General features: G+C 48.6%; 29 protein-coding genes. 21 read left to right on the top strand and 8 right to left on the bottom strand.

Annotated features, from left to right (window positions below):
- Positions 1 to 6 precede the first annotated feature (6 nt).
- The 10 genes from fliJ (at position 7) to rcsA (ending at position 6,692) form a co-directional block, all read left to right on the top strand.
- The gene (gene fliJ / locus AB1E22_RS17855; RefSeq protein ID WP_367596567.1) at positions 7 to 450 is read left to right on the top strand and encodes a flagellar export protein FliJ; all 444 of its coding nucleotides are present in this window, start codon (positions 7 to 9) and stop codon (positions 448 to 450) included.
- Entirely contained in the window at positions 447 to 1,664 is a 1,218-nt protein-coding gene (locus tag AB1E22_RS17850; protein WP_367596566.1) for a flagellar hook-length control protein FliK, read from the top strand. Before fliJ ends, AB1E22_RS17850 begins: the two co-directional genes overlap by 4 nt.
- Before the next feature lie 124 nt (positions 1,665 to 1,788).
- Positions 1,789 to 2,256 (top strand): flagellar basal body-associated protein FliL, encoded by a 468-nt coding sequence (gene fliL, locus AB1E22_RS17845; RefSeq protein WP_367596565.1) that lies wholly within the window; start codon positions 1,789 to 1,791, stop codon positions 2,254 to 2,256.
- Between the two features lie 4 nt (positions 2,257 to 2,260).
- Entirely contained in the window at positions 2,261 to 3,265 is a 1,005-nt protein-coding gene (gene fliM, locus AB1E22_RS17840) for a flagellar motor switch protein FliM (protein WP_367596564.1), read from the top strand.
- Complete coding sequence (fliN, locus tag AB1E22_RS17835) at positions 3,262 to 3,672, top strand: flagellar motor switch protein FliN (RefSeq protein ID WP_367596563.1); 411 nt, start codon at positions 3,262 to 3,264, stop codon at positions 3,670 to 3,672. Before fliM ends, fliN begins: the two co-directional genes overlap by 4 nt.
- A gap of 3 nt (positions 3,673 to 3,675) precedes the next feature.
- Positions 3,676 to 4,053: a flagellar biosynthetic protein FliO gene (gene fliO / locus AB1E22_RS17830; RefSeq protein ID WP_367596562.1), complete on the top strand. Its 378-nt coding sequence runs from the start codon at positions 3,676 to 3,678 to the stop codon at positions 4,051 to 4,053.
- A complete protein-coding gene (fliP, locus tag AB1E22_RS17825) occupies positions 4,053 to 4,790 on the top strand; it encodes a flagellar type III secretion system pore protein FliP (RefSeq protein WP_367596561.1) in 738 nt (245 codons plus the stop codon). Before fliO ends, fliP begins: the two co-directional genes overlap by 1 nt.
- 11 nt (positions 4,791 to 4,801) lie before the next feature.
- Positions 4,802 to 5,071, top strand: a complete 270-nt coding sequence (fliQ, locus tag AB1E22_RS17820; RefSeq protein ID WP_034458225.1) for a flagellar biosynthesis protein FliQ — start codon at positions 4,802 to 4,804, stop codon at positions 5,069 to 5,071.
- A complete protein-coding gene (gene fliR, locus AB1E22_RS17815; protein WP_367596560.1) occupies positions 5,068 to 5,853 on the top strand; it encodes a flagellar biosynthetic protein FliR in 786 nt (261 codons plus the stop codon). The genes fliQ and fliR overlap by 4 nt, the downstream gene beginning before the upstream one ends.
- Before the next feature lie 215 nt (positions 5,854 to 6,068).
- The gene (gene rcsA / locus AB1E22_RS17810; protein WP_367596559.1) at positions 6,069 to 6,692 is read left to right on the top strand and encodes a transcriptional regulator RcsA; all 624 of its coding nucleotides are present in this window, start codon (positions 6,069 to 6,071) and stop codon (positions 6,690 to 6,692) included.
- 83 nt (positions 6,693 to 6,775) lie between these two features.
- Here the strand turns inward: rcsA and dsrB are convergent, their stop codons facing one another.
- On the bottom strand, positions 6,776 to 6,964 hold the full coding sequence (gene dsrB, locus AB1E22_RS17805; RefSeq protein WP_367596558.1) for a protein DsrB: 189 nt from the start codon (positions 6,962 to 6,964) through the stop codon (positions 6,776 to 6,778).
- 130 nt (positions 6,965 to 7,094) lie between these two features.
- Between dsrB and yodD the strand changes: the two genes are divergently transcribed.
- Both yodD and AB1E22_RS17795 read left to right on the top strand, forming a co-directional pair.
- Positions 7,095 to 7,310: a YodD family peroxide/acid resistance protein gene (gene yodD / locus AB1E22_RS17800; protein ID WP_367596557.1), complete on the top strand. Its 216-nt coding sequence runs from the start codon at positions 7,095 to 7,097 to the stop codon at positions 7,308 to 7,310.
- A gap of 302 nt (positions 7,311 to 7,612) precedes the next feature.
- Complete coding sequence (locus AB1E22_RS17795) at positions 7,613 to 8,428, top strand: mannosyl-3-phosphoglycerate phosphatase-related protein (protein ID WP_367596556.1); 816 nt, start codon at positions 7,613 to 7,615, stop codon at positions 8,426 to 8,428.
- Between the two features lie 8 nt (positions 8,429 to 8,436).
- Here the strand turns inward: AB1E22_RS17795 and dgcQ are convergent, their stop codons facing one another.
- From dgcQ to AB1E22_RS17780, 3 genes are all read right to left on the bottom strand, one after another.
- Positions 8,437 to 10,113: a cellulose biosynthesis regulator diguanylate cyclase DgcQ gene (dgcQ, locus tag AB1E22_RS17790; RefSeq protein WP_367596555.1), complete on the bottom strand. Its 1,677-nt coding sequence runs from the start codon at positions 10,111 to 10,113 to the stop codon at positions 8,437 to 8,439.
- A gap of 191 nt (positions 10,114 to 10,304) precedes the next feature.
- Positions 10,305 to 10,484: a YodC family protein gene (locus AB1E22_RS17785; RefSeq protein WP_367596554.1), complete on the bottom strand. Its 180-nt coding sequence runs from the start codon at positions 10,482 to 10,484 to the stop codon at positions 10,305 to 10,307.
- A 92-nt stretch (positions 10,485 to 10,576) separates the two neighbouring features.
- The gene (locus AB1E22_RS17780; protein WP_367596553.1) at positions 10,577 to 11,491 is read right to left on the bottom strand and encodes a DUF808 domain-containing protein; all 915 of its coding nucleotides are present in this window, start codon (positions 11,489 to 11,491) and stop codon (positions 10,577 to 10,579) included.
- A gap of 174 nt (positions 11,492 to 11,665) precedes the next feature.
- On the opposite strand from AB1E22_RS17780, the gene yedA reads away from it, so the two are divergent.
- Positions 11,666 to 12,583, top strand: a complete 918-nt coding sequence (yedA, locus tag AB1E22_RS17775; protein ID WP_367596552.1) for a drug/metabolite exporter YedA — start codon at positions 11,666 to 11,668, stop codon at positions 12,581 to 12,583.
- On the opposite strand, the gene AB1E22_RS17770 is transcribed toward yedA, so the two are convergent.
- Positions 12,584 to 13,084, bottom strand: a complete 501-nt coding sequence (locus AB1E22_RS17770; protein WP_367596551.1) for a very short patch repair endonuclease — start codon at positions 13,082 to 13,084, stop codon at positions 12,584 to 12,586. It abuts the gene before it with no gap.
- Between the two features lie 344 nt (positions 13,085 to 13,428).
- On the opposite strand from AB1E22_RS17770, the gene AB1E22_RS17765 reads away from it, so the two are divergent.
- Positions 13,429 to 13,947, top strand: a complete 519-nt coding sequence (locus AB1E22_RS17765) for a hypothetical protein (protein WP_367596550.1) — start codon at positions 13,429 to 13,431, stop codon at positions 13,945 to 13,947.
- A gap of 94 nt (positions 13,948 to 14,041) precedes the next feature.
- Here AB1E22_RS17765 and AB1E22_RS17760 read toward each other — a convergent pair whose 3' ends face one another.
- The 3 genes from AB1E22_RS17760 to AB1E22_RS17750 all read right to left on the bottom strand — a co-directional run bounded on the left by AB1E22_RS17760 (position 14,042) and on the right by AB1E22_RS17750 (position 16,253).
- Complete coding sequence (locus AB1E22_RS17760) at positions 14,042 to 14,719, bottom strand: hypothetical protein (protein ID WP_367596549.1); 678 nt, start codon at positions 14,717 to 14,719, stop codon at positions 14,042 to 14,044.
- A gap of 165 nt (positions 14,720 to 14,884) precedes the next feature.
- Positions 14,885 to 15,496 (bottom strand): hypothetical protein, encoded by a 612-nt coding sequence (locus AB1E22_RS17755; protein WP_367596548.1) that lies wholly within the window; start codon positions 15,494 to 15,496, stop codon positions 14,885 to 14,887.
- A gap of 52 nt (positions 15,497 to 15,548) precedes the next feature.
- A complete protein-coding gene (locus AB1E22_RS17750; protein WP_367596546.1) occupies positions 15,549 to 16,253 on the bottom strand; it encodes a hypothetical protein in 705 nt (234 codons plus the stop codon).
- Positions 16,254 to 16,859: 606 nt separating this feature from the next.
- On the opposite strand from AB1E22_RS17750, the gene tssB reads away from it, so the two are divergent.
- The 7 genes from tssB to AB1E22_RS17715 all read left to right on the top strand — a co-directional run bounded on the left by tssB (position 16,860) and on the right by AB1E22_RS17715 (position 24,554).
- Positions 16,860 to 17,348: a type VI secretion system contractile sheath small subunit gene (gene tssB, locus AB1E22_RS17745; RefSeq protein ID WP_367596545.1), complete on the top strand. Its 489-nt coding sequence runs from the start codon at positions 16,860 to 16,862 to the stop codon at positions 17,346 to 17,348.
- Complete coding sequence (tssC, locus tag AB1E22_RS17740) at positions 17,345 to 18,826, top strand: type VI secretion system contractile sheath large subunit (protein WP_367596543.1); 1,482 nt, start codon at positions 17,345 to 17,347, stop codon at positions 18,824 to 18,826. Before tssB ends, tssC begins: the two co-directional genes overlap by 4 nt.
- Positions 18,827 to 18,853: 27 nt before the next feature.
- Positions 18,854 to 19,336 carry a hypothetical protein gene (locus tag AB1E22_RS17735; protein ID WP_367596542.1) on the top strand — a complete coding sequence of 161 codons (483 nt, stop codon included), beginning with the start codon at positions 18,854 to 18,856 and terminating at the stop codon, positions 19,334 to 19,336.
- A 56-nt stretch (positions 19,337 to 19,392) separates the two neighbouring features.
- Complete coding sequence (locus tag AB1E22_RS17730; RefSeq protein WP_367596541.1) at positions 19,393 to 19,809, top strand: type VI secretion system baseplate subunit TssE; 417 nt, start codon at positions 19,393 to 19,395, stop codon at positions 19,807 to 19,809.
- A complete protein-coding gene (gene tssF / locus AB1E22_RS17725; protein WP_367596540.1) occupies positions 19,775 to 21,598 on the top strand; it encodes a type VI secretion system baseplate subunit TssF in 1,824 nt (607 codons plus the stop codon). Before AB1E22_RS17730 ends, tssF begins: the two co-directional genes overlap by 35 nt.
- Complete coding sequence (tssG, locus tag AB1E22_RS17720) at positions 21,589 to 22,527, top strand: type VI secretion system baseplate subunit TssG (RefSeq protein WP_367596539.1); 939 nt, start codon at positions 21,589 to 21,591, stop codon at positions 22,525 to 22,527. Before tssF ends, tssG begins: the two co-directional genes overlap by 10 nt.
- Positions 22,528 to 22,592: 65 nt before the next feature.
- Positions 22,593 to 24,554, top strand: coding sequence for a type VI secretion system Vgr family protein (locus AB1E22_RS17715; RefSeq protein ID WP_367596538.1), 1,962 nt, complete (start codon positions 22,593 to 22,595; stop codon positions 24,552 to 24,554).
- The last annotated feature ends 2 nt before the right edge of the window (positions 24,555 to 24,556 follow it).

The raw sequence follows: 24,556 nt of genomic DNA, 5'->3' as shown, positions 1-24,556 counted from the left end.
GACATCATGAACCAAAGCACAGCCCTGGATACCCTGCGCGACCTTGCCCAGAAAGAGGTTGAGGATGCGGCGGTACGCTTAGGGGAGATGCGCCGCGGCTGCCAGCAGGCGGAAGAGCAGCTCACTATGCTGATCAACTATCAGTATGAGTACAGCTCCAGCCTCAATGACAGCATGGCTCAGGGCATTGCCAGTAACCGCTGGCAAAATTATCAGCAATTTATACAGACGCTGGAGAAGGCTATCGACCAGCATCGCCAGCTGCTTTTGCAGTGGAATAACAAAGTCAGCCAGGCGCTGAATCTCTGGCAAGAGAAGCAAAAAAGATTGCAGGCCTGGAGCACGTTGCAGGACAGAAAAGCCGCCCAGATGCTGCTGGCTGAAAACAAGCTCGATCAAAAACAGATGGATGAATATGCCCAGCGGGCAACACTGAGGAAAGTAGAATGATTACACAGCCCCTGATGATAACTTCTCCTGATGTCGCAAGCAGTACGCCTGGCCCTGGGAGTGCTGCAACCGGTGACAAAGGTTTCAGCGAAGATTTCCTGAGCCTGCTGGGCAAAGCGTTACCGGGCCAGCTCACGCTGGCAGATGGCAAAACCGTATCACTCGAAGCGGCGCTTAATAAAACGGCTGCGAAAGGTAGCGCTACGGCCGATGAAAAAACCACGCTTGCGTCGCTGCTGAATAATCTTGATACGCCAGAAGGCTTGTCCGCGCTGTTATCCAGCGTGAAAAAAACCGGCAGCGACGAGAAACTGGCACAGGTTGAAGCGCAGCAGGAGCAGGATCACTCGTTGAGCACTGCTGATATGCAGGCATTAAGCGCGCTGTTTGCCATGTTGCCGCAGCAACTGCCTGCCACCAGCGCAGTCGCTATTCCGGCTGAAGGTGACAAAAATGTTTCCGTCGACCTGAAATCATTACTTTCAGGCGGCGATATTAAAAACGCGCCGGGAAATGACGCACCGAAAAACGCCCCTGCGTCAGATAAAACAATAGCGCTCGATGCCACACCAGCCGCCAAAAGCGTACCGGCCAACACTGCTGAACCTCTTCCGGATGCCAAAACATTTACCGTAAGCAACGCGGAAAATGGCAACCGTGATGCCGCAGCGAACAACACCAGCACCGCTTCCCCACTGCTGACGCCAACCGTCAGTAGCGCAACCGTCGCCACACCTGCCACAGCGCAAATTGCTGTGCCCGTAGCGCCGCAGATTAGCGCGCAGTTAGGAAGCCAGGAGTGGCAGCAGGCCGTCAGCCAGCACATCACGCTGTTCACCCGCCAGGGCCAGCAGAGTGCCGAGTTGCGCCTGCACCCTGAAGATCTGGGCCAGATCCAAATCAGCATGAAGATTGACGATAACCAGGCGCAGTTGCAGATGGTTTCAGCTCACAGCCACGTGCGTGCGGCGCTTGAAGCCACCCTGCCAAACTTACGTCTTGCCCTGGCGGAAAGCGGTATTCAGCTCGGCCAAAGCAGCATCAGCAGCGAAAGTTTTGCGGGCCAGCAGCAACAGCAGTCGGGGCAAAATCCGCAACAGTCACCGCGTTCCGCAAGCACTTTCCCGTCAATGGGTGATGGCGAAGCGCTTGCTGTGCCTGCCAGCGTGCAGCGTTTAGCGTCGGGGAATAACGCGGTGGATATTTTTGCCTGAGACGCGTTCCCTAAGCTAAACGTCAGAGTTAACAACAAATATCCCCTGTTTTCGGGCCTTTGAACGCCCGACGACGCGGGATAATTAATTCATATGCAGTACCGATACAGGAAAGATGCGTTTTATGACTGACAACGCTTTGCCAAAAGGCCGCAAGCGCTCCATCTGGATGCCGTTACTGGTCCTGATTACTCTTGCAGCCTGTGCTACCGCGGGCTATAGCTACTGGCGTATGCAGCAGCAGCCTGCCTCTGCGCAAGTTAAAGCGCCTGAGCCACCGCCAGCGCCGGTGTTTTTCGCACTGGATACCTTCACCGTGAACCTCGGTGATGCTGACCGCGTGCTGTACATCGGCATCACATTGCGTCTGAAAGATGAAGCCACGCGCCAGCGTTTGAGCGAGTTTCTGCCGGAAGTGCGCAGCCGTTTGCTGCTGCTGTTTTCCCGCCAGGATAGCGCGGCGCTTGCCACCGATGAAGGCAAACAGAAGCTGGTTGAAGCCATAAAGAACACTTTGGCTCCGCCGCTTGTCGCCGGTCAACCTCAACAGGCAGTCAGCGACGTGCTGTATACCGCCTTTATTTTGCGGTAATCCCATGGGCGATAGCATTCTTTCTCAGGCCGAAATTGACGCGCTGTTAAACGGCGACAGCGATAACGCTGACGAACCCAAAACCAGCGTCGTCAACGAAACCGACATTCGTCCGTACGATCCTAATACCCAACGCCGCGTGGTGCGCGAGCGTCTCCAGGCATTAGAGATCATCAACGAGCGGTTTGCGCGTCAGTTCCGTATGGGGCTGTTTAACCTATTACGCCGCAGCCCAGACATTACCGTCGGGGCGATTCGCATTCAGCCGTATCACGAATTTGCCCGTAATTTGCCGGTACCCACCAACCTCAACCTGATGCACCTCAAACCGCTGCGCGGCACCGGTTTATTCGTGTTTTCACCGAGCCTGGTTTTTATCGCCGTTGATAACTTATTCGGCGGCGACGGCCGCTTCCCCACCAAGGTGGAAGGCCGGGAGTTTACCCACACCGAACAGCGCGTGATTAACCGCATGCTGAAGCTGGCGCTGGAATCCTATAGCGATGCATGGAAAGCCATTTATCCGCTCGAAGTGGAATATGTGCGTTCCGAAATGCAGGTGAAATTCACCAATATCACCACGTCGCCTAACGATATTGTAGTGAATACGCCGTTCCACGTGGAAATCGGCAACTTGACCGGCGAGTTTAATATCTGCCTGCCGTTCAGCATGATTGAACCGCTGCGCGAGCTGCTGGTAAACCCGCCGCTGGAAAACTCCCGCCAGGAAGACCAGAGCTGGCGCGATACGTTAGTGCGCCAGGTACAGCATTCCGAGCTGGAACTGATCGCGAACTTCGCTGACATCCCGCTGCGCTTATCACAAATTTTAAAATTGAAGCCGGGCGACGTACTGCCGATTGATAAACCGGACCGGATCCTGGCACACGTTGACGGTGTTCCGGTCCTGACCAGTCAGTACGGCACGCTTAACGGCCAGTACGCTTTGCGCGTCGAACATTTGATCAACCCGATACTGAATTCGCTGAACGAGGAACAGCCCAAATGAGTGATATTAATCAACCGTCCGACGACAATGCAGGCTCCGTGGACGATCTGTGGGCTGATGCGCTAAACGAACAGAAAGTCTCCACCAAAAGTACCGCCGACAGCGTGTTCCGCGCGCTGGAAGGGAATGACGTGGCCGGGGCGATGCAGGACATCGACCTGATTATGGATATTCCCGTCAAACTGACGGTGGAGCTGGGTCGCACGCGCATGACGATTAAAGAGCTGCTGCGTTTATCGCAGGGTTCCGTTGTTGCGCTGGATGGTTTAGCGGGCGAACCGCTCGATATTCTGATTAACGGCTATTTGATTGCCCAGGGCGAAGTGGTCGTGGTGGCGGATAAATACGGTGTACGTATCACGGACATCATTACCCCGTCTGAACGTATGCGTCGCCTGAGCCGCTAAGCCATGAAAACCCAGGCTACGGTACAACAACCTGCCACCACCAGCGCCGGTTCAACGCTGGTGCAGGTGAGCGGCGCGTTAACGGCGATTATTATTTTCATTCTGCTTGCCGCCTGGGTCGCCAAACGCTTTGGCTTTGCGCCCAAAACGGGTTCGAGCAAAGAGATGAAAGTCAGCGCCAGTTGCAGCGTTGGCCCGCGTGAACGCGTGGTGATTGTGGATGTGCAGGACGCGCGCCTGGTGCTCGGCGTCACCGCCGGGCAAATCACCCATTTGCACACGCTGCCAGCCGCACCGGTGAGCGAAATTGTCTCGCCAGCGCCGCCTGCGGATTTCCAGAGTCTGATGAAAACCCTGCTTAAACGTAACGGGAAAGATTGATGAAACGTTGGCTCCCCTTCTCGTTGCTCGGCCTGCTGTTGGTAATGCCTACTGCCTTCGCTCAACTGCCGGGGTTTGTCAGCCAGCCGATGGCAAACGGCGGTCAGAGTTGGTCGCTGCCGGTACAAACGCTGGTCTTTATTACCTCACTGACGTTTTTACCGGCCATTTTGCTAATGATGACCAGCTTCACACGCATCATTATTGTTTTTGGCCTGTTACGCAGCGCGTTAGGCACCCCGTCTGCACCGCCTAACCAGGTCTTGCTTGGCCTGGCGCTATTCCTGACGTTTTTCATTATGGCGCCGGTGTTCGATAAAATTTATACCGATGCCTATCAGCCGTTTAGCGAAAACAAAATCCAGATGGATGAAGCCCTGGAAAAAGGGTCAAAGCCGCTGCGCGAGTTCATGTTGCGACAAACGCGTGAAGCGGATCTCGCGCTGTTTGCGCGTCTGGCGAATACCCCACCGCTCGAAGGTCCGGACGTGGTGCCGATGCGCATCCTGCTACCGGCTTACGTCACCAGCGAGCTGAAAACCGCCTTCCAGATTGGCTTTACGGTCTTTATTCCGTTTTTGATTATCGACCTGGTGATCGCCAGCGTCCTGATGGCGCTGGGGATGATGATGGTGCCCCCGGCAACCATTGCCCTGCCCTTCAAATTAATGCTTTTTGTATTGGTGGATGGCTGGCAGTTGCTGGTGGGCTCGCTTGCGCAAAGTTTCTACAGTTAAAGGGGAAGAAGATGACGCCTGAGTCAGTCATGATGATGGGCACCGAAGCGATGAAAGTGGCTTTGGCGCTCGCCGCCCCGTTGTTGATGGTCGCCCTGGTGACGGGTCTGGTGATCAGTATGTTGCAGGCCGCTACCCAGATAAACGAAATGACGCTTTCGTTTATTCCCAAAATCCTTGCCGTGTTTGTCACCATTATCGTTGCCGGGCCGTGGATGCTTAATCTGCTGCTGGATTATATGCGCACGCTGCTGACGAATATTCCGATGAATATTGGATGATTCACATTGATAGCGGGCAGTGGCTCACGTTATTGAGTATGGGATTCTGGCCATTTCTACGCGTTTTGGCTCTGATTTCTACCGCCCCGATTCTGAGTGAACGTGCCATTTCCAAAAAGGTAAAAGTTGGCCTGGCGCTGATGATTACCTGGATAATCGCACCCACGATTCCCTCAAGCAGCGTGACGATTTTCTCCGCGGCAGGGTTTTGGCTCGCCGCGCAGCAAATTCTGATTGGCATCGCGCTGGGCTTTACGATGCAGTTTGCTTTTGCCGCCGTGCGCACCGCCGGGGAGATCATCGGCCTGCAGATGGGGCTCTCATTCGCCACCTTCTTTGACCCTGGAAGCCGTTTAAATATGCCGGTGCTTGCCCGCTTTATGGACATGCTGGCGATGCTGCTTTTTCTGGTGTTTAACGGCCATCTGTGGCTGATTTCGATGCTGGTCGACACATTTCATACTCTGCCCATCGGCGGGAATCCGATTAACAGTAACGCTTTTATGGCGCTGACGCGTGCAGGCGGGCTGATCTTCCTCAATGGGTTAATGCTCGCGCTGCCGCTGATTACACTGCTGCTGACGCTGAACATTGCCCTCGGTTTGCTTAACCGTATGTCACCCCAGCTTTCGGTGTTTGTGATTGGTTTTCCGCTCACGCTTGCGGTTGGCATATTAGTGATGACGGCATTAATTCCTTTAATGGCTCCGTTCACCGAGCATTTATTTAGTGAAGTATTTAATTTACTCGCCGATATTGTCAGTGAGATCCCCGCCAATTAATCCCACATCGTTTGCAATGCCTTCCTGAGGATATTCCTAAAAGCATTCATGAATAACATCCACCAGGATATATCCGGCGTGGCTTATATGCTTTTAGCTATCTCACATAACGCAACATTCACTTTACTTTGAGAGCATTCTTAACAAATTATACATAACTTTACTAGATAGTAATTACGCCTAAAATACAACATTACGATTACGGGTGGGGGATTATGTCAACGATCATTATGGACCTATGCAGCTATACCCGGTTGGGATTAACAGGATATTTGACCAGCCGTGGTATCCGAAAACGACAGATGACCAACGTCGAGACGATAGAGGAACTCTCGCTCGCCTGTGAAACTCAGACGCCGAATGTGGTGTTTATTAATGAAGACTGTTTTATTCATGATGCGCAAAGTAGCGAGCGAATTAAGCAGATCATTAATCAGCATCCCAATACTTTATTTCTGGTGTTTATGGCGATAGCCAATATTCATTTTGATGAATATCTTTTGGTCCGCAGCAATCTACTGATCAGTTCAAAATCTATAAAACCAGAATCACTGGACGAAATCCTTTCAGAATATTTAGCAAAGAATGCGCACTGCATCGGGCATATTAATTTACCCACGTTATCATTAAGCCGTACCGAGTCCAGTATGCTTAAAATGTGGATGTCCGGACAAGGCACGATTCAAATATCCGACCAGATGAATATCAAAGCGAAAACGGTCTCCTCTCACAAAGGCAATATTAAACGCAAGATAAAGACGCACAATAAGCAGGTGATTTATCACGTGGTGCGTTTGACCGATAATGTTACCAACGGGATTTTTGTTAATTTACGTTGATGACGGGTGGCGCTGCGCTTACCCGGCCTACAAACCGAAATTTGTAGGGTGGATAAGCGCAAGCGTCATCCACCGAAAATAGATTATTCAGAGCGCTCCACAAAAATACCGTCCGGGTGGCCTAACTCGTTAAAGAACCAGATGCCCAGCGGGTACTCCTCGAGCGACACCAGATACATCGTCCCTTCACTAAATTGCTCGACTGCTAACACAACGCCTGGCCGACGCGGGCCGCCATCGGTTTTGACTGTGACGCGATCGTTGATATTCATAACAAAAGTCCTCCGGTTTCTTTGTGCCAGTGTAGATCAAAAACGACTCATTCGCATCGGATGGTAAGCCGCCGTGAGCATTTAGTTAACCGTCTATACTTACACTCGGGTACATCTGGAGGGCGACAGCATGAAGACCGCGAAAGAGCTCAATGAAACCGCAGGCATTGATGTTGATGCGCTGTTAGCGGCCATCAATGAGATAAGCGAAAGCGAGGTGACGCGTGCCAATGACGATCCGCATCGGGTAAGTATCGATGGCCGCACATGGCACACCTATTCCGAACTTGCGGAGGCTTTTGAGCTGGATATCCATGATTTTAGCGTTAACGAAGTGAACCGCTGATAAAAGAATCCCGGCAAGAAAGCCGGGATGAAACTTGCGTACGCAAGAAGCACTTGAAAAATTCGTTACATCAGGAAATCTGATGTGTGCTCACATTACCGTAAATTTATTTCAAAACAATGAAATATTCATAGTATGGATAGCTGAAAAGTGACAATGGACACGGCAAAAAACGCCGTAAATCCTTATGCGTCGCGGCCTGGACGCGTCAGTGCGTCTACTTATTTATGATTAGATAAAATTTTAATTGAGAGTTTTCCTATCTATCAGGATCACTGTTTTTGAATTTTAGGAGAAGCGCCATGCCGCAGTTGCACGAACCGTTATTAATTGTTTCCGATCTTGATGGCACGCTACTGGAACATCATTCCTACAATTGGGAAGCCGCACGTCCGTGGATTGAGGTATTACGCGACCACAATATCCCCTTAATTTTGTGTAGCGCGAAAAGCGCGGCGGAAATTATTGACTGGCAAAATGCCCTGGCCTTAACCGGGCAGGCGTTTATCGCAGAGAACGGGGCGGTGATTCAACTTGATGCGCGCTGGAGCGACCATAAAGACTACCCTCGCCTGTTAACCGGCATTCGCCATGAAGAACTGTTCTCCCTGCTTGATAAGCTGCGCCAAAAGTTTGGTTTTAAATTCACCTGCTTCGCCGATGTCGACGAAAGTACCCTGTGCGAATTGACGGGGCTTACCCGCAACCAGGCAAGTCTTGCCAAACTCAGCGAAGCCTCGGAAACCTTAATCTGGCGGGATACCGACGAACAGTTGGCAGCATTTAATGACCAGCTCGCGGCGCTGGGTTTGATGATGTTGCAGGGCGGGCGATTCTGGCATGTTCTGGACATGCAGGCGGGCAAAGATAAAGCGCTTCACTGGCTACAAGAGCAGTTTCAGCATCGCGAAGGGAAACCCCATATCACCCTTGGGCTTGGCGACAGTCCAGCCGATGCACCGCTGCTCGAAAGCGTTGATTATGCTGTGATCGTCAAAGGCTATAGCCGCCAGGCGGTGACGCTACAAAATGATAACGCCCAGCGGGTCTATCGCACGCAGGCCTATGGCCCTGAAGGCTGGAAAGAGGGTCTTGATCACTTTATCCCTCTTAAATAACTTCTCATTTAATCCGCACTACAAACCTGATTGCGGCCATTTTGCTTCGCTTTATATAGGCGATGGTCCGCATAGGTTTGCAGCCGCTCAAAATCGTAATCGTTAAATTCGAATGCGCTGCTCACGCCAAACGAGGCGCTGATCCTGACCGTATTCCCCTGCTTTAACAGCAGCTCCCTGCTATTAATGCGCACGCGGATGCGCTCGGCCACTTTCACGGCCTCTTCAAGCGTGGTGCCAGGCAGAACAATACAAAACTCTTCGCCCCCCACGCGCCCTGCCACGTCGCCATGACGAAACGCATCGCTGAGCATCGCTGCCGCGTGGGCGAGGACTTTGTCTCCGCTGCTGTGCCCAAACCTGTCGTTGATGCTTTTGAAGAGATCGAGATCCATCTGAATGACAGAGAACGGCACCTTTTGTTGCTGGCATTGCTTCGATAACGCCCGCGCAATATCAAAGAAAGCCCCCCGGTTATACAAGCGGGTTAATGTGTCGTAGTTGGCACGCCAGGAGAGCGTCTGTTGCAGGCTATACATGTTATTTACCAGATTGCGAATCACAATCCAGGAGACAAACAGCATCAGCGTAAACAGCACCCACAGAACGCTCAGGACGATACTGATCCGGCCAAACTCACCTTGTACCCCTTCTTGCAGGGTGTGAACTTTTACCAGCAGGCCATCAAAATTGTTGAGCTTCGCCCAGGTGATAAAACGGCTGTCCATGCGTAATTCACCCTGATCGCCCTGCTTTGCCGCCGTCACGACACCGGCAATTTGTGCCAGTTGGGGCTCGGTAAATAACGGATGCTTCGGCAAGTTTTCAGCAGAAGTTGCTATAGGATTGAATTCGTTGTCATACAGCAGCACCGTGCCTTCATGGTCGTCATATTTGGCTTGCTGTAAAAAACTGTGCAGCGACTCGATGGGGTAATCCAACGCCAGAACGCCATACCAACGCCCGTTATAGTCCAGCGGGACCGTCGCAGTAAGGATTTGCCCGGAGGCAAAAACAGGGGCAAAGGTATGCGTCCATTTCAGGGTTCGCGACGGGTTATTTTGCGGGGACTGGGACGAAAAATAGGGCTGCGCAATCAGGCGGTAATAGAGTGCGATGATCTTCGGGTCATTGGCCGGCGGCGTGCTGGTGAGGAAAAATCCGCTGCGTGAAGCATAAAACATCCGTTGCTGTAACGGTCGCGATCTGTCGGATAAACGCATGATATAACTTAATTCCAGCGCCGAGCTGAGTTCCGAGTGAAGCGTCTTTTCGTCACGGTCGAGCAACGGGCTGCTATTCACAAATTCATCAGACACCCCGCTCATCGGCAGGCTGCGGTTCATATCCAGGCGTAATTGCCAGAAAGGCTGGGTGCGTAAAAGGTCAAAATCCGCCAGCGATTTGCGGGTTCTGTCGGTTGAGATCGGGGATTGCAGCGCATATTGCATGGCATTGCGATAAAACAGCAGGTTATCGATGTTGTGCTGCAGTTGCCTGTCGAGCAAGGTGGCGACGCTATCAAGGCTGTTACGCTGGTTAGCAACGTAGGCACCTTCAAGCACCATCGCTTCACGCCAGGTCAGCACCGTCGAGAACAAAAATACCACGATAAAACAGATGTTAACGACTTTTTGCGGGCTTTTAAAACGGCTTATTACGCGTTGAATTGCATTGCCAAACACTGACACTCTCCCTGATACCGCAATTTTCTAAAGCCATTTATATCTGCCGTATCCAGGATTATCGCAAGGCGTGGGCCGATTCTTATACAGAGAATCATACATTATTCGCCACGATGATTACTAAGGGTAAATATATTCAGGGGAAGTATATTTATAAAAAAACCCGGTCAGTTTCACCGGGTTTTTTCAGCTTATCCTTGTGCGCTTCCCCCTGTCGCCAGCGGGGCTAAGTCATCCTCACGGAAGGCTTCGCGCTTTACACCATAACCATCATACCAACGACACTCCACCATACCGCTGGAAAACCCGGTAACAATCATCCTTGGGCCACCATTTTTAGGCTGGACTTCATCGCTGACCACATAGACCATAACTGCCTCCTGTATCAGGGGTGAAAACTTCTAAAGTTATAGTCAATGAGTTAGCGTTTTGCCTGGTTTACAATGAAAATTTGTGCAAATGATCAGTGCGCAGCCTTCCCTCGCAGGCGGTTTATGCCGTTAACCACCGCCAGGACAATTGCCCCGATAATAAAACCGATCACCAGATTGGCGAGCGTAGGCGCAAATAAGTGCACGAAACCACCGAACTTTTGTGCCCCGTTTTCGATGGCGTGATGCAGAACCGGAATACCGTGCACCAGAATCCCACCGCCCACCAAAAACATCGCCAGGGTGCCGACGACCGACAAGAACTTCATCAGCCACGGAGCCAGAACCAACAAACCTTTCCCGATACCGCGTGCAACTGCCGAGGTTTTTTCCACCAGCCAAAAACCCAGGTCGTCGAGCTTGACGATAATCCCCACCAGGCCATAAACGCCAATGGTAACGACGATGGCGATCCCGGACAGCACCAGCACCTGATTGAGTAGCGGCGCATCCGCTACGATGCCTAACGTGATGGCGATGATTTCCGCCGACAGAATAAAGTCGGTGCGAATCGCCCCTTTTACTTTGTCGCTTTCATAAACTAACGGGTCCTGAGCGGCTATCTCATCGAGGCGTTTTTGCCGCTCTTCGGGCGTCTCTTTGTGTTTGCGGGCATGAAGCGTATGCATTACCTTCTCCACGCCTTCGTAACAAAGAAACGCACCGCCAATCATTAATAACGGCGTGATGGCCCACGGCGCGAAAGCGCTGATCACCAGCGCCAGAGGCACGAGAATCAATTTGTTGAGAAAAGACCCTTTCGCGACCCGCCACACCACCGGTATTTCTCGATTGGCCCGCACACCGGAAACTTGTTGTGCATTAAGCGATAAATCATCGCCCAGTACCCCGGCGGTTTTCTTCGCCGCCAGTTTTCCCATCATTGAGATATCGTCCAATAAGGTGGCAATATCATCGAGCAATGTTAATAAGCTACTTCCCGCCAAAATGAGCATCCTTTTTTTGTTTGTCTATTCACCAGTATGGAACAAAAGCCAGCCGGTGAAAATGAAACAAGTATGTCAATAAAAATTAACATTACGCCGGTAAGTAAAATACTCGCCAGAAAGATAGTTTTGACGTTAACTATTAGCACTATTGCTAATGAATTGAGAGAAGACATGCGCGTTCGTTCGGGTCAATTATTGCCGCTGGTTGCTGCACTCTTTGCGTTGTATATCATCTGGGGTTCCACCTATTTTGCCATTGCCATTGGGGTGAAAAGTTGGCCGCCGTTTATGATGGCTGGAGTGCGCTTTATGGTTGCAGGTGTGCTGTTGATGAGCGTTTTATTGTTGCGCGGCCATAAATTGCCTGCCCTGCGCCCGATGCTTAACGCCGCATTAATTGGCGTATTGTTACTGGCGGTAGGCAACGGCTTTGTGACCGTGGCTGAACATCAGCATGTTCCTTCCGGCATTGCTGCCGTGATGGTAGCGACCGTTCCGCTCTTTACGCTCTGTTTTAGCCGACTGTTCGGGATTCAAACCCGTAAACTGGAATGGCTCGGCATCGCCATTGGCCTTGCGGGTATCGTGCTGCTTAACAGCGGCGGAAACCTGAGCGGCAATCCGTGGGGCGCGCTGTTAATCTTGATTGGCTCCCTGAGCTGGGCGTTTGGTTCGGTTTACGGTTCCCGGATTGAGTTACCCACCGGTTTGATGGCCGGAACCGTTGAAATGCTCGCCGCGGGCATTGTGCTGCTTGCCGCTTCTGCGCTAACCGGTGAGCGTCTTACCGCCATGCCGACGCCCGCAGGCTTTATGGCCGTGGCGTATCTCTCGTTATTTGGGTCGATTATTGCCATCAGCGCGTATATGTATCTTATTCGCAATGTCGCGCCTGCGGTGGCAACTAGCTATGCCTACGTTAACCCGGTCGTAGCCGTATTATTGGGCACAGGTTTTGCCGGAGAAAGTTTATCACCGGTGGAGTGGCTGGCGCTGGGGGTGATTATTTTTGCCGTGGTGCTGGTCACGTTGGGGAAATATCTGCTGCCCCCAAAGCCGGTGGTGACCGTGTGTGAAATAGAGAAGTAATCAATTCTCGGGTGGCATCTGCCACCCGTTATCATCAAACGCACTAATTCCCTGAGTATCTATCTGCGCGTATTTACCCCCGCTGCAAATCCACTCTTCCAGCCGCTCGCACAATGCGCTGTCACTCAGCTTTTTACGCCCGCGCAGAGCACACTCCCAGACCAGCAGGACTCGCCACCCTTCGCCAATCAAACGTGTGATATCCCGTTTATCGCGCGCGACATTTTTACCGATTTTTTCAAGCCAGAACTCAGTTCGCGTTGCCGGAACTTTGAAGAGATAGCAGTCGTGATGGTGCCAGAAGCAGCCGTGAGCGAAGAGCACGCAGCGGTGCTCATCAATGACAAAGTCCGGGCGCCCGGCAAGGGATGCATCCTGTACGCGGAACGTGAATCCACACTCGCTCAGTAAACCTGCCAGGCGTTTTTCGATGGCAGTATCCCGCGTTCCAATGGCACGCATGTTTTTGCTGCGAACGGCCTTGCTGTGAACATCAACCATCGTCCCTCCTGTTATGCGTATATACCCTCTCAATAATAATAAACGCCAGCAGATTTAATTGTGTACATTTTTGGACATTAATTAATAAGCGGTATTTACCTAACGCTCTGTATCAATTAAAAAACCATCAAATGCTGGTCATTAATTAACCGCAACTAAAATAATTTCACCTTTGATTCGCGGATTTAAAATGGCAACCTGTATTTGCGGTTTTTATTTTTCACAGCCCATAAATTTCGTTTGTTAATATTTGTCGCATTAATTTGGTTAACATGTAAAAAACCTTCATTTTTTCAAATCCAGATATTAACTTTATTTATACCATGCGGTTTTAAGACAATAACATGAAGCTAAATACAGTATTTTTCATCCCGGCATTGCTATTAAGTGGCGTATTCAACACCTTTGCAGGCGAAACAGAAAATATTATCGCCAGCGATTATGTGACTAACTGGAATGAAGTCATGAACGGGCAAAGCACATCGATACTACGCACCGCAGCTCTTGCCCCGGAAATTGTGAAGAACTGCCAGAATGAGGCGCCGAAGCAGTTTCGCAATGAAATAATCCTTCAGTGGGAACACAAAACCGGCACCAGAATGACTCAGAACGCCTTCCTGTCAGAGGATCTACAGTTATTCGACCGCCTGGCCACCCTTTCCTGCCTCGAAGGTGCTGATTATGAGCATAAAGGTTATGGTGAGCTTTTAGTGAAATCACTGAGCGATCAACTGCGGGATATGGATATAAAAGACGGGGAGGATGCGTACGAGCAAACAAAAACGATGCAATTCCAGACCGGCATTATGACGGCCAAATATGGCATGAGTCTTGAGAAGAATAGGTTAGCTGGTGGCATTTAATTGAGCACAAAAATGCGGGGTTGTATCGCCCCGCAATGATTTGTCTGTTACCTGAAAATGACTCAGCTTAGGTATTAATAATAGCGTTCTCTGCTTACATAGCGGGAGATTTTATGTCTAATAAATTATCAGCTTCACCAAAGGGCAATTCATCGTAAGGCAAACATTCAAACCGTTTAAGGCTGGCAGTTCTTTTCCCATTCTCCCTGTCATATAAGCGATACATTCGCAATAAAACTGAATCAACTAATTTAGCGGGTGTCGGTAAATAAGAGTCAGCCTGCCAATGAACAAGCGCACCACCACAATTAGGATCAAAAATAAAAACGTCTCCATTCCCTTCAAATACGGCTAATCCCATATGATTCTGAACATAGTCCCAGCTTCGGGTTCTGTATGCACTCCCTGCGTTTTTTCGATCATCGACAGCGCCCACAGAAAGCTTCAAAAGAACTGCCCCAGAAATACCTTTCTCGTCAATTTCATTAAATTTTTTAGCCCCATTACGCGTTTGCAAATTGAGTATTCTTTGCCTGAATGCGGTAAACCCAGGAAGGGTATAATTCATAAGGATATTCCTTGATGTTTTAAGCATCAGGGAAAAATCTCTTGAACGATGAAAAGACCGGGTTGCAGATAATTTAAGGTTTTTATCTTGATGGCACTCAGCAAGATCAGCAAGTAAAGCAAGACTAATACCACAGCATAATCCACCTCTGGACTGGACTTCATATTGTCTAAAACGGAAATTGTTTTTTTCGAAAATAGGCATTTTTTCTTCCGGGTTTATACATAACTAAATGAGAAATAAACAAAGTTGATACGATTCACTTGGACCAGGCATGGAAGATGCATTCTATTTCACAGACAGGATAGCCCTGCGATACGCCACTATCGGTGGCGAACCGTGGATACATAGAAATAGAAGAGACTCTTCTTATCGGCTCAAAGGTTCTGGCATTGCCAACCTAAGAGGTTGATTCGTCCCAACAAACTTTATTCGAGTAAGAGGAACAATGATTGGGAACGGTCCGTTGGTATGGAAAAGTTGCGGAGCATGAAGTTGGTGTGGAGCACCAATGATATGACACTCCTCTACATCTAACGTCTTATCGAACCATGAGGGTTCTGGCACACATCCAACCAATAATAATTGCGCAAGTTCTCTATCGCTTTTGTCTTGCCACCCAGCACCAATGACCTTTTCCATAAAGGCTGCTTGTTGCCTTAAATGCAAAGTAAGGTTGCGTCTGGCTGCTGGCTTCTCAGTGTTTGTTTTATAGCGGGCAACTGAATATCCAGTACTGTCTATTTCATAATAGAATTTTTCTGTGCGCGATTGCTCCCCAAAATGTCTCATTCCTCTATAGGTGGATGCCGTATAAATAATGGGTTCAAGAACACGTCCGTTGTTGTATTTCCCCAGAGTACCCGCATCATCAATTGAGCGTGACATAGAGAACCCACCAACAGCTTTTATTTCATTAGGACTACGGCTGTCAGCACGATAAAGAACTTTAATATCGTTCTCAATAATAATATTGTACATTTATTTCTCTTTAATTATCGGTACGTATAGGTAAATATTTTATCAACGTCATTCAACTAGAAAAATCAGAAAGATGACGTGAAAGAAATGAACCAGACAAACCATTGGCTGTCGAATCGCTAAAAATACATTCCTGAAAGAGATGATCTGGAAGCATCTTCCTAATCTTTGCAGATAAGTTGCAGCGACGTAATTGCGCAGAGGGCCGGTAATGGCCGCTATTATTCGTCCAGGACGTCAGTACTCCATTGTTAAAAGTCATATCTCCTGCAAAAAGTACAGGTTTCCATTTTGTGATGGAGGTATGACCTTCAATTTCAACACGATTGTTACATAAAAATGCATGGAATGGATGGCTACTATGACCATTTGTTCCAAGCCCGGGATCGCTTCCTCGGCGTTGGCTTTGATAGGACTGCGTTAAGGTTTCACTGTTATACCTGCTAATATTTCGTTGTTTACCTTCCATTAGTCTATTGAGAAGATCATAGGGTTGGCCACAATAAATATTTTCAGGTTCCTTTTCCAGGATAGCAAATAAAAAGCGGCCATGAACAGTGGGCCTGAATTTAGGGGTGGAACTCACTTGAATCAGAAAATAATCCACAGGTGAATTCCTCCCCAGAATAAACAATTGATTTTGTGTTGCTGGAGCTTGTAATGATGTCGATGTAACGGGTATGGGAGTAACAGATGACGGTGAAGGAGAATAAAAAACTGATTTCCCATTACTTTTCGAACCGAATTTATTTGGCATAAAGACCCTTATGATTTTACAGGCTATGAAAAATAAAAATCGCAAAATAAATGTAATTCAGGGTCTATTTAAACCCTGATATACCCAGGCACTCACCCTCGCAAACCAGAATAAACAGATAATTATTTTTATGAAATCATTTAAATTTTCAATAATAAAAACACTTTCAGGTCACCACCCTATAAAATAGCAGTATGATTTGGCCGTCATTTATATGTCAACGAATTTATCAGTCCATATTTGGACCAATCAATTGATGTTAGAATACATTAAAATCCTATTGCAGACTTATACAGAAAAAATCTATATTACTTTCCATAAATTAATTGGGAATCTTTTGAAACCTTCAAGAAACTTCTGGAGTTATTGTGATGGAGAGCGTATCGATTGCAAACGTGGTGATTAATCCCATGTTATTGCTTCACCGATAGAGAAAATGAATGCTGATGCGTAATAAAATTTTTTATGAACTTGCAGAAATCATTACTGGACATTCTCTCGTTGATAGTCAGTGGCTTTAAATAAAATCATGATATTAGTTTTGGAAATGGATTTAACAATTCTTGAGTTGGATATTAATCAGTCAAATGATCCTGGGTAAAAAATATGAGTAATACACAGCATAAATTAGATAAAGCAAGGCCACCCCGTGTACAAATCACCTATGACGTGGATATTGGGAATGCACAAACGGTTAAAGAATTACCGCTTGTGATTGGCGTGATGGGTGATTTTACAAAAAGCCACGATTCTCTTCGTGAACGAAAATTCCTCAATATTGATAAAGACAATTTTAGCGGAATCATGTCATCAATGAAGCCGGAGGCTGAGTTTGTAGTAGAAAGCGCACTCCCTTCTCAGCCGGGTAATCTGGCTGTTTCGCTAGTATTTAATAGTATTGATGATTTTTCTCCGGACAATATTGCCCGCCAGGTTGAGCCATTGCGCAAACTGATCGAATTACGTGAACAACTTTGCGATCTGCGTAATCGTGCGGCCAGTAATGAACGCCTGAAAGAGCAGCTTTCTCAGTTATTGAACAACCAGACCTTCGCATCTTCCTGCCTGGATAATACTCAAGGAGACGAAGAATGAGTGCTGAGCACATACTGAATGTGGCCGATGCGCCAACGCTGAGTGAAGATTATCTGGATAAAATGATCGATAACTCTCAGGCAATCCGTCGTGAATCTGACCGTGATCGCATGAAATCACAATTGAATAACTTTCTTGCGGAAGTTGTTTCAGGCGCAGTAGTAGTATCGAGCGATCTAATCGGTAGCATTGAAGCTCGTATTACCGCCATTGACGAGTTACTTTCCAACCAGATCAGCCTGATTATGCATGCGCCAGAATTTCAGAAAAAGGAATCATCCTGGCGTGGCTTGCACAAACTGGTCTCATCCAGCGTCACCGAAAATACTCAGGTTCGCGTGCTGCAATGTACCAAACAAGATTTGATCAAAGATTTTAAATCGGCATCCGATTTCGACCAATCGATACTGTTTAAATCTGTCTATGAAAGCGAGTATGGCACATTCGGTGGCGTCCCGTTCTCAGCCTTTGTCGGCGATTTCCAGTTTGATAATACCCCTCAGGATATTGAACTTCTGGAGCAAATCTCGCACGTGGCTGCTGCGGCTCATGCCCCATTCCTGAGCGCGATTGCTCCGGGCATGCTCTCAATGAACGACTTCTCTGACATGCCGCGCCCGCGCGATCTGGCGAAAATGTTCGACACCACCGATTACGCCCGGTGGCGTTCCTTCCGCCAAACGGACGACAGCCGTTATATTGGCCTGACGCTGCCCGCCGTACTTGGCCGTATGCCGTATGGAGCAAAAACCATTGCTGTCGAGACCTTCGGTTTTGAAGAGCACATCCGGGAAAATGAGGTTGGCTCCGACTATTTGTGGATTAACTCTGCCTACGAACTGGCAGGCCGCGTTATCGACTCTTTCGAGCAATATGGCTGGTGCGCATCAATTCGTGGTGTGGAAGGTGGCGGTCTGGTAAATGCCCTGCCAGCCTATAATTACGTGTCTGCCAGCGGTGAGCGTGTCATGCAATGCCCAACGCAGGTAGCAATTTCCGATCGCCGTGAAAAAGAGTTGTCCGACCTTGGCTTTATTCCTTTGGTTCATTGCAAAGGGACCGATTACGCCGCGTTCTTCGCGGTGCAATCGGTTAACAAACCACGGCTTTATAATTCCGATCAAGCTAATGCCAACGCGCGGCTTTCAAGCCAGTTACAGTACATTCTGGCAACATCACGGTTTGCTCATTACCTGAAGTCAATTGTCCGCGACAAAGTCGGTAGTTTCATGTCCCGAAGCGAATGCGAAGAGTATTTGCAGAAATGGATCATGCAATATGTCGTCGCGTCAGATAACGCCGGGCCGGAAACCAAAGCCCGTTATCCGCTGCGTGAAGCAAGCGTTGAAGTTGTAGAAGTACCTGGCTTCCCTGGTACTTTTCGTGCGATTGCCTATTTAAAACCTCACTTCCAATTGGAAGGTTTAAGTATGTCACTGCGTTTGGTCGCAGATTTGCCTGCGGCGGCCAGTGCTTAACTGTCATTTATAGAAAGGAAATAAATAATGGCAAAGTTGAAAGATTGTCAGTTCATTCAGATCACTATCGACGGTAAAGATGTTGCCGGTTCTTCTGAAGAAAAAAAATATAAGGGCTGGATGGAGGGGTATTCTCCTGCTGGCCTGTCTACCTATGCCGGTCGCGATGGGACCTATTTTGAATCCTGCGATGCTTCTATTCTGGTCACGAAAGAGACCAGCACTTTATACGAGCAATATTTGAAGCGCGGTTATAAAAAAATCTCCATCACTATTGTTCATCGTGGTTCCGACCAGTTCGACCAGGACTATGAAATTCAGCGTTCTGTTTATAACGATTGCAAATTCAATAGCCTGAACTTTGAAATGCGTGAAAAATTATTTATGAACCTTTCTTTCACTTATGAAGGAATGGTTGAAGTGACATTCAATGTGCCGAATGCACTGGAAACTGGACTGGATAAAATCGGACCAATTAAATACGACATTCCAGAGAAAGCGCTTAAATAAGCTATTTATTTCGAAGCAGTGTGCGAGCACTGCTTTATTTAATATGAGGTTTCAACATGCCTTCGTTATTACTACGCCTGAGTGATAACTTTCCCCAGGATGAAAACGAACATTATCAGAGTGAAGAAAAAAGCACCTGGCTCCTTAACGAGCTCAAGATGCTTTTTTCTTCACGTGCTCGTTTTGCATGGATTGAAAATTTACCGCTGGTAAATGCCTCGGTATTAAATTATGGGATCAATGAATCGGTTTCACAAATTCATGATACAGACCGACGGAAAACTGTAATTGAAGAACGGATAAAAAACACCTTGCTGCGTTTCGAACCGCGTTTAACCGACGTTGTAATTATCACTAAAATGAATGAATCTTCTAACATCATATTTGAAATAAATGCTTTGCATAAAACATTGCCCGTGAATTTTGCGCTGGTATGGGATGACTGCACGGGTAAGTTTTATTTCAATGAATAGGCTCCTGTCGTATTACCAGAAAGAACTGGCCTTTTTAAAGCAGCATGGCAAGGTATTTGCCAGCCGCTTCCCAAAGATTGCCCGCCGTTTGGGTATGATCGAGGGGGAGTCAGAAGACCCACATGTTGAAAGAATTATTGAGTCTTTTGCATTATTAACTTCGCGCATACATCAACGTTTAGACGACGATATGCCTGAGCTCACCGAAGCGTTGCTAACCACTATCGCCCCACAGTTTTTACGGGTGATGCCATCGACATGCATTGTGTCTATTGAGCCAAATCGCCAAACCAGTGGTATTACTGACAGGAATAGTATTGCTGCAGGCGCCTCGCTATTTTCACGGCATATAGATGAAGCAATCTGTCAGTTCCAGACTGTCTATCCTGTTGTCCTTTTACCCTTGTCGCTGGGCCAGGCTCGATTAAGTTTTGATGAACAGAGCTTTAATTGGCATCTGCATTTAAGTTTTCAGGTTTGGTCTGGTGCTGTGGTGGCTGGCGAAACTCTACGTCTGTTTTTGCATGGCCCCAGTAATGCGGTAAATATCCTTTACACACTGCTATGCTCTGAGATCAAGCAGCTAAGCGTTTATCAAGATCACGCTTTTTACCCATTAAACAGCACGGCAATAAGCCCGGCTGGGTTTAAACATGAAGAGGGGCTTATTGCACAGGATCCCCGCGTGGCCCCCATTCATGCACTGATACAGGATTATTTTTTCTTCCCTCAAAAGTTCTATTTTCTGGATATTCAGTTACCTGACAATTTCCATGCGAATGCAAGTTCTGAATTCAGTTTTGAAATCATATTTAACCGCACACATCTGAATCACCAGTTGGAGAAACTGGCAAAGGTTATTGATGCCTCTTTTTTCAGACTCAATTGTACCCCTGCTATCAACCTGTTTGCTCAGCGCGCCGAACCCATCGTCCTGACAGAGAACATCGCAGAGTACCCGGTAATCCCTGATATACGTCGGCAGAAGCAGATTGATGTCTGGGCCATCAACCATGTTTTTATTCAGGGGAAAGATGAAGTGGAACGGCCGATAATTCCCGTCCAGCCGCTATTTGGTATCGACCACTCACGCATTGATGGCGATACAGGTATCTACTGGCAGAGTTTTCTACGCGAAACAGTGACCGTTACAGGGGCTGAACGTAAAATGTTCATCGCCTTTGCCAACCTTAACAGCCAGCCCGTTTCACCGAAAACCGACATGGTTACCCTGAGCTTAACCTGCACGAATGGGGATATACCGAGTCAGATTAAGAATGGCCACCCTGATGGCGATTTTGATTCTGATCTACCGTTAGCCAACCTGAAGATCAGTGCGCTTAACCGCCCTACGCGTACGATATTACCGCCGGATAAAAGTGCCGTACGCTGGCGTCTTATCTCTCAGTTGTCCCTCAACCATATGCTGCTAAGCGGTAGCCAGGGTGTGCAGGTGCTGCGTGAAACGCTGATGCTATACAACTTCCATGATCGTCCGGCTATCACGCGTATCATTAATATGATCCTGCATCTTGAGGTAAAACCAATTACCGCACGGTTAGTAGCCAACGACCCACAGACGCTTGCGCGCGGTATGGCCCTGACGCTGACTTTTACTCACGACGCGCTGAACGAACCTGAATATTTTTTGCTGTGTTGTTTTCTTGATCATTTTCTCGGGTTGTATGCGCCGGTCAACAGCTTTACCCGCGTGACAACGCTGATTGAAAATGAAGAACATACCCGCCGTATCTGGCCTGTGCGGGCAGGAAAACTGTCATGGATTTAACCCGTATCACCAGCCGCTTTAATTTCTATCAACAGATTCGCACGTTAATGCACAAACTGCGTCGCGGCAAAACCGGCACGGCAGACTGGCTGGATAACCATTTTCAGCTTGTTTCCACCCTTTCCCTTGATACACCTGCAGGCCAGATCGCCAGTATCGATCAGGCTACTCCGGACGATCCATTGCGTATCACGTTATGGCAGAACGGGCTGACGGGTGCCCAAGGCGCACTTCCCACGGCTTATACCGAATGGATGATCGAACGCCAGTGTCGTTATGGTGACCACAGCGCGAAAGCCTTTCTGGATATGTTTGGTCACCGGCTTTACTGCCTGGATTACCTCGCATGGCAAAAAAACCATCTTTATGCTCTTGCCGAGTCTGAAACCCAACTGCCCTTGCAGCAGGCGACGATGGCGTTAACCGGTTTATTGGCATCTCCGTCGGTCTCTTGCGGGGAAAACTATGCCCATTTGTTTTCGTCACCGGTGCGGTCTTTGGTGAATCTGGAAGTGTGGTTCAGCCACTATTATGGCATTCCAGTGCATATCACCCCTTTCACCGGAGGTTGGGCAACGGTGGATGAAACTGAACATTCCCAACTGGGAAATTCCGCGCAGCGTCTGGAAACGGCCCCCATGCTAGGCCGTGTACGTTGGGATATTCAGTCGCATTTTGATGTCACTTTCGGGCCGATGGAGCAAGAACGGTCGCAGCATTTCACTCCCCAGGGCAAGTTTTATCAAGAGATCTGGACGCGCATTCGGGAATACGTTGGGCCGGGGCTAGGTTTCTCAATCCACATCACTATTAGCAGTGGCAATAGCTCGCCTGTTCCATTAGGGGTGGGTCGGTTGGGGCTGGATATTTGTATCGGTCACCCCGACCCTGCTGCATTGATTAATGTCTGTCTGCCGTTGCCCGTATAAATAAGTAGAGTGCTTGCTTTTGCAACAACGATGGAATTACTGATTGCCTCAAAAGGAAGATGAGAATGTTATTAACAGCACAGCTAAAAGAGACGCAGAAAAATCACTTTCTGCACTGGAACGGTCCAATCGCCTCCGACTTATTACTGCTTTCAGTAAAGGGCAATGAGGCGATTTCCTCCCCTTTTTGCTATGAATTACGTTCCCTGACTGCACTTAATGAAAAAGGAATTGCGGCTTTACATGGCCAGAGTGTTTCCTGTCAGATTGGTGACGGTTTACACAACCTGCCACAACGTTACCTTCATGGCACAGTGACCCACATTCAACGCGGGCGGGATGCTGATAACCAGACGATATGCCTTCTCAGACTGGAGCCCACTTTAGCGCTGCTCCGCATGGGACGCTCAATGCGTGTCTGGCAAAATATCACCGTCCCTGATGTGGTTGGCAAACTTCTCGGTGAACACCATATCAATCAGGTGGATTACCAGTTGCGTAATAGCTATCAGAAACGGGAATACTGCGTTCAGTACCGCGAGTCTGACTTCGATTTCATCAGCCGTCTGCTGGAAGAAGAAGGTATCTATTACTTCTTCAAGCATCAGGAAAACCAGCACACCCTGGTGCTAGCGGATCAGCCAACCGGGCACCCGATGGCGAAAGCTCCCTCTCTGCCCTGGCACCATCAGGGAAAAATCCTGACGCCCGGCAATATTGACAGTTGGTCCTCCAGCTCATTGCTGGTCCCTTCTAAAGTTGAATTTTCCGGCTACAACATGCAAAAAGCGGCTGCCGTGGAAGACCACATCACATCAACCGCTAATACGCAAAAAATCGACGCGTTGAAGTTTACGGATATTACCCCACTCAACGAACGCTCACAGCTCACCAGCAAAGCCCAAAATACAATGGAGGCTTTTGAAACCAACGCCACTATGTACGACGCAACCGTCAACGCACACTGGCTAAGCTGCGGCGAAGTTTTCAACCTGATAGATCACCCCACAGACAGTGGCAGCTACCGCATTCAGGCCCTCAACTTTGAGGCTACCAATAATTTCGAAAGCGGCGCGGGTGGCTATCACTGTGAAATTCAGTCGCTGCAAAACAATGTCAGGTGGCGTCCGATCTGCACCCGTACACCGCCAGAGATTGCCGGTGTGCTGATTGCCAAAGTCGTTGGCCCTTCTTCCGAAGAGATTCACACCGACGAATACGGGCGTATCAAAATCCAGTTTCCATGGGACATGGATGGCAAAAATGACGATACCAGTTCGTGCTGGGTGCGCATCTCACAACCCTGGACCGGCAGTAAATTCGGCTTTCAGTTTATTCCCCGCATCGGCAGCGAAGTATTAGTGAGTTTTGTTCAAGGCAACCCGGATTTTCCACTGGTAACAGGCTCTGTTTACAACGGCCAGAACAAACTGCCTTTCGCCTTACCGGATGAGAAAACCGAGTCAGGCTTCGTAACGCGCAGCTCCAGTAATGGAGGAATGGAAGACGGTCATCGCTTGAGTTTTAACGACAAGAAAGACGAAGAGAAGTTAACGATTATCGCGCAAAAAGATCTGTTACTGACGGTGAAGAACGATGTTACCAGCGATGTCACGCACGAAGTTAAAAGCAAAATTGGCGCAAATCGCGACACGGAAATAACCAAAGGTAACGACAAGCTAGTCCTGAAAAAAGGCTCGCTGCATATCACTCTCGAAAAAGGAGATATGGAGCAAAAAGTTACCGGCAATGTGACCACCAGCCTGCAGAACGGTAATTACTCCCTTGTCGCCACCGGTGGTAGCGGCAAGATCAAAACCGACAAAACCTGTGTGATCGAATCCACGCAGTCCATTGAGCTGAAAGTCGGCTCCAACAAAATCGCGATTTCGCCCAGCGGTATCACCATCAGCGGCACGATGATCAAAATCGAAGGCTCCGGTACTGCCGAGCTTAAAGGCGCGATGACCACGGTGCAAGGAAGCGGTATGACGCAGATTAAAGGCGGCATCATCAATATTGGTTAAGG

The sequence above is a fragment of the Buttiauxella gaviniae genome (assembly GCF_040786275.1).
Taxonomy (GTDB): Bacteria; Pseudomonadota; Gammaproteobacteria; order Enterobacterales; family Enterobacteriaceae; genus Buttiauxella; species Buttiauxella gaviniae_A.
Note: the sequence above shows the minus strand (reverse complement) of the source record. Positions and strands in the feature narration are given on the sequence as shown.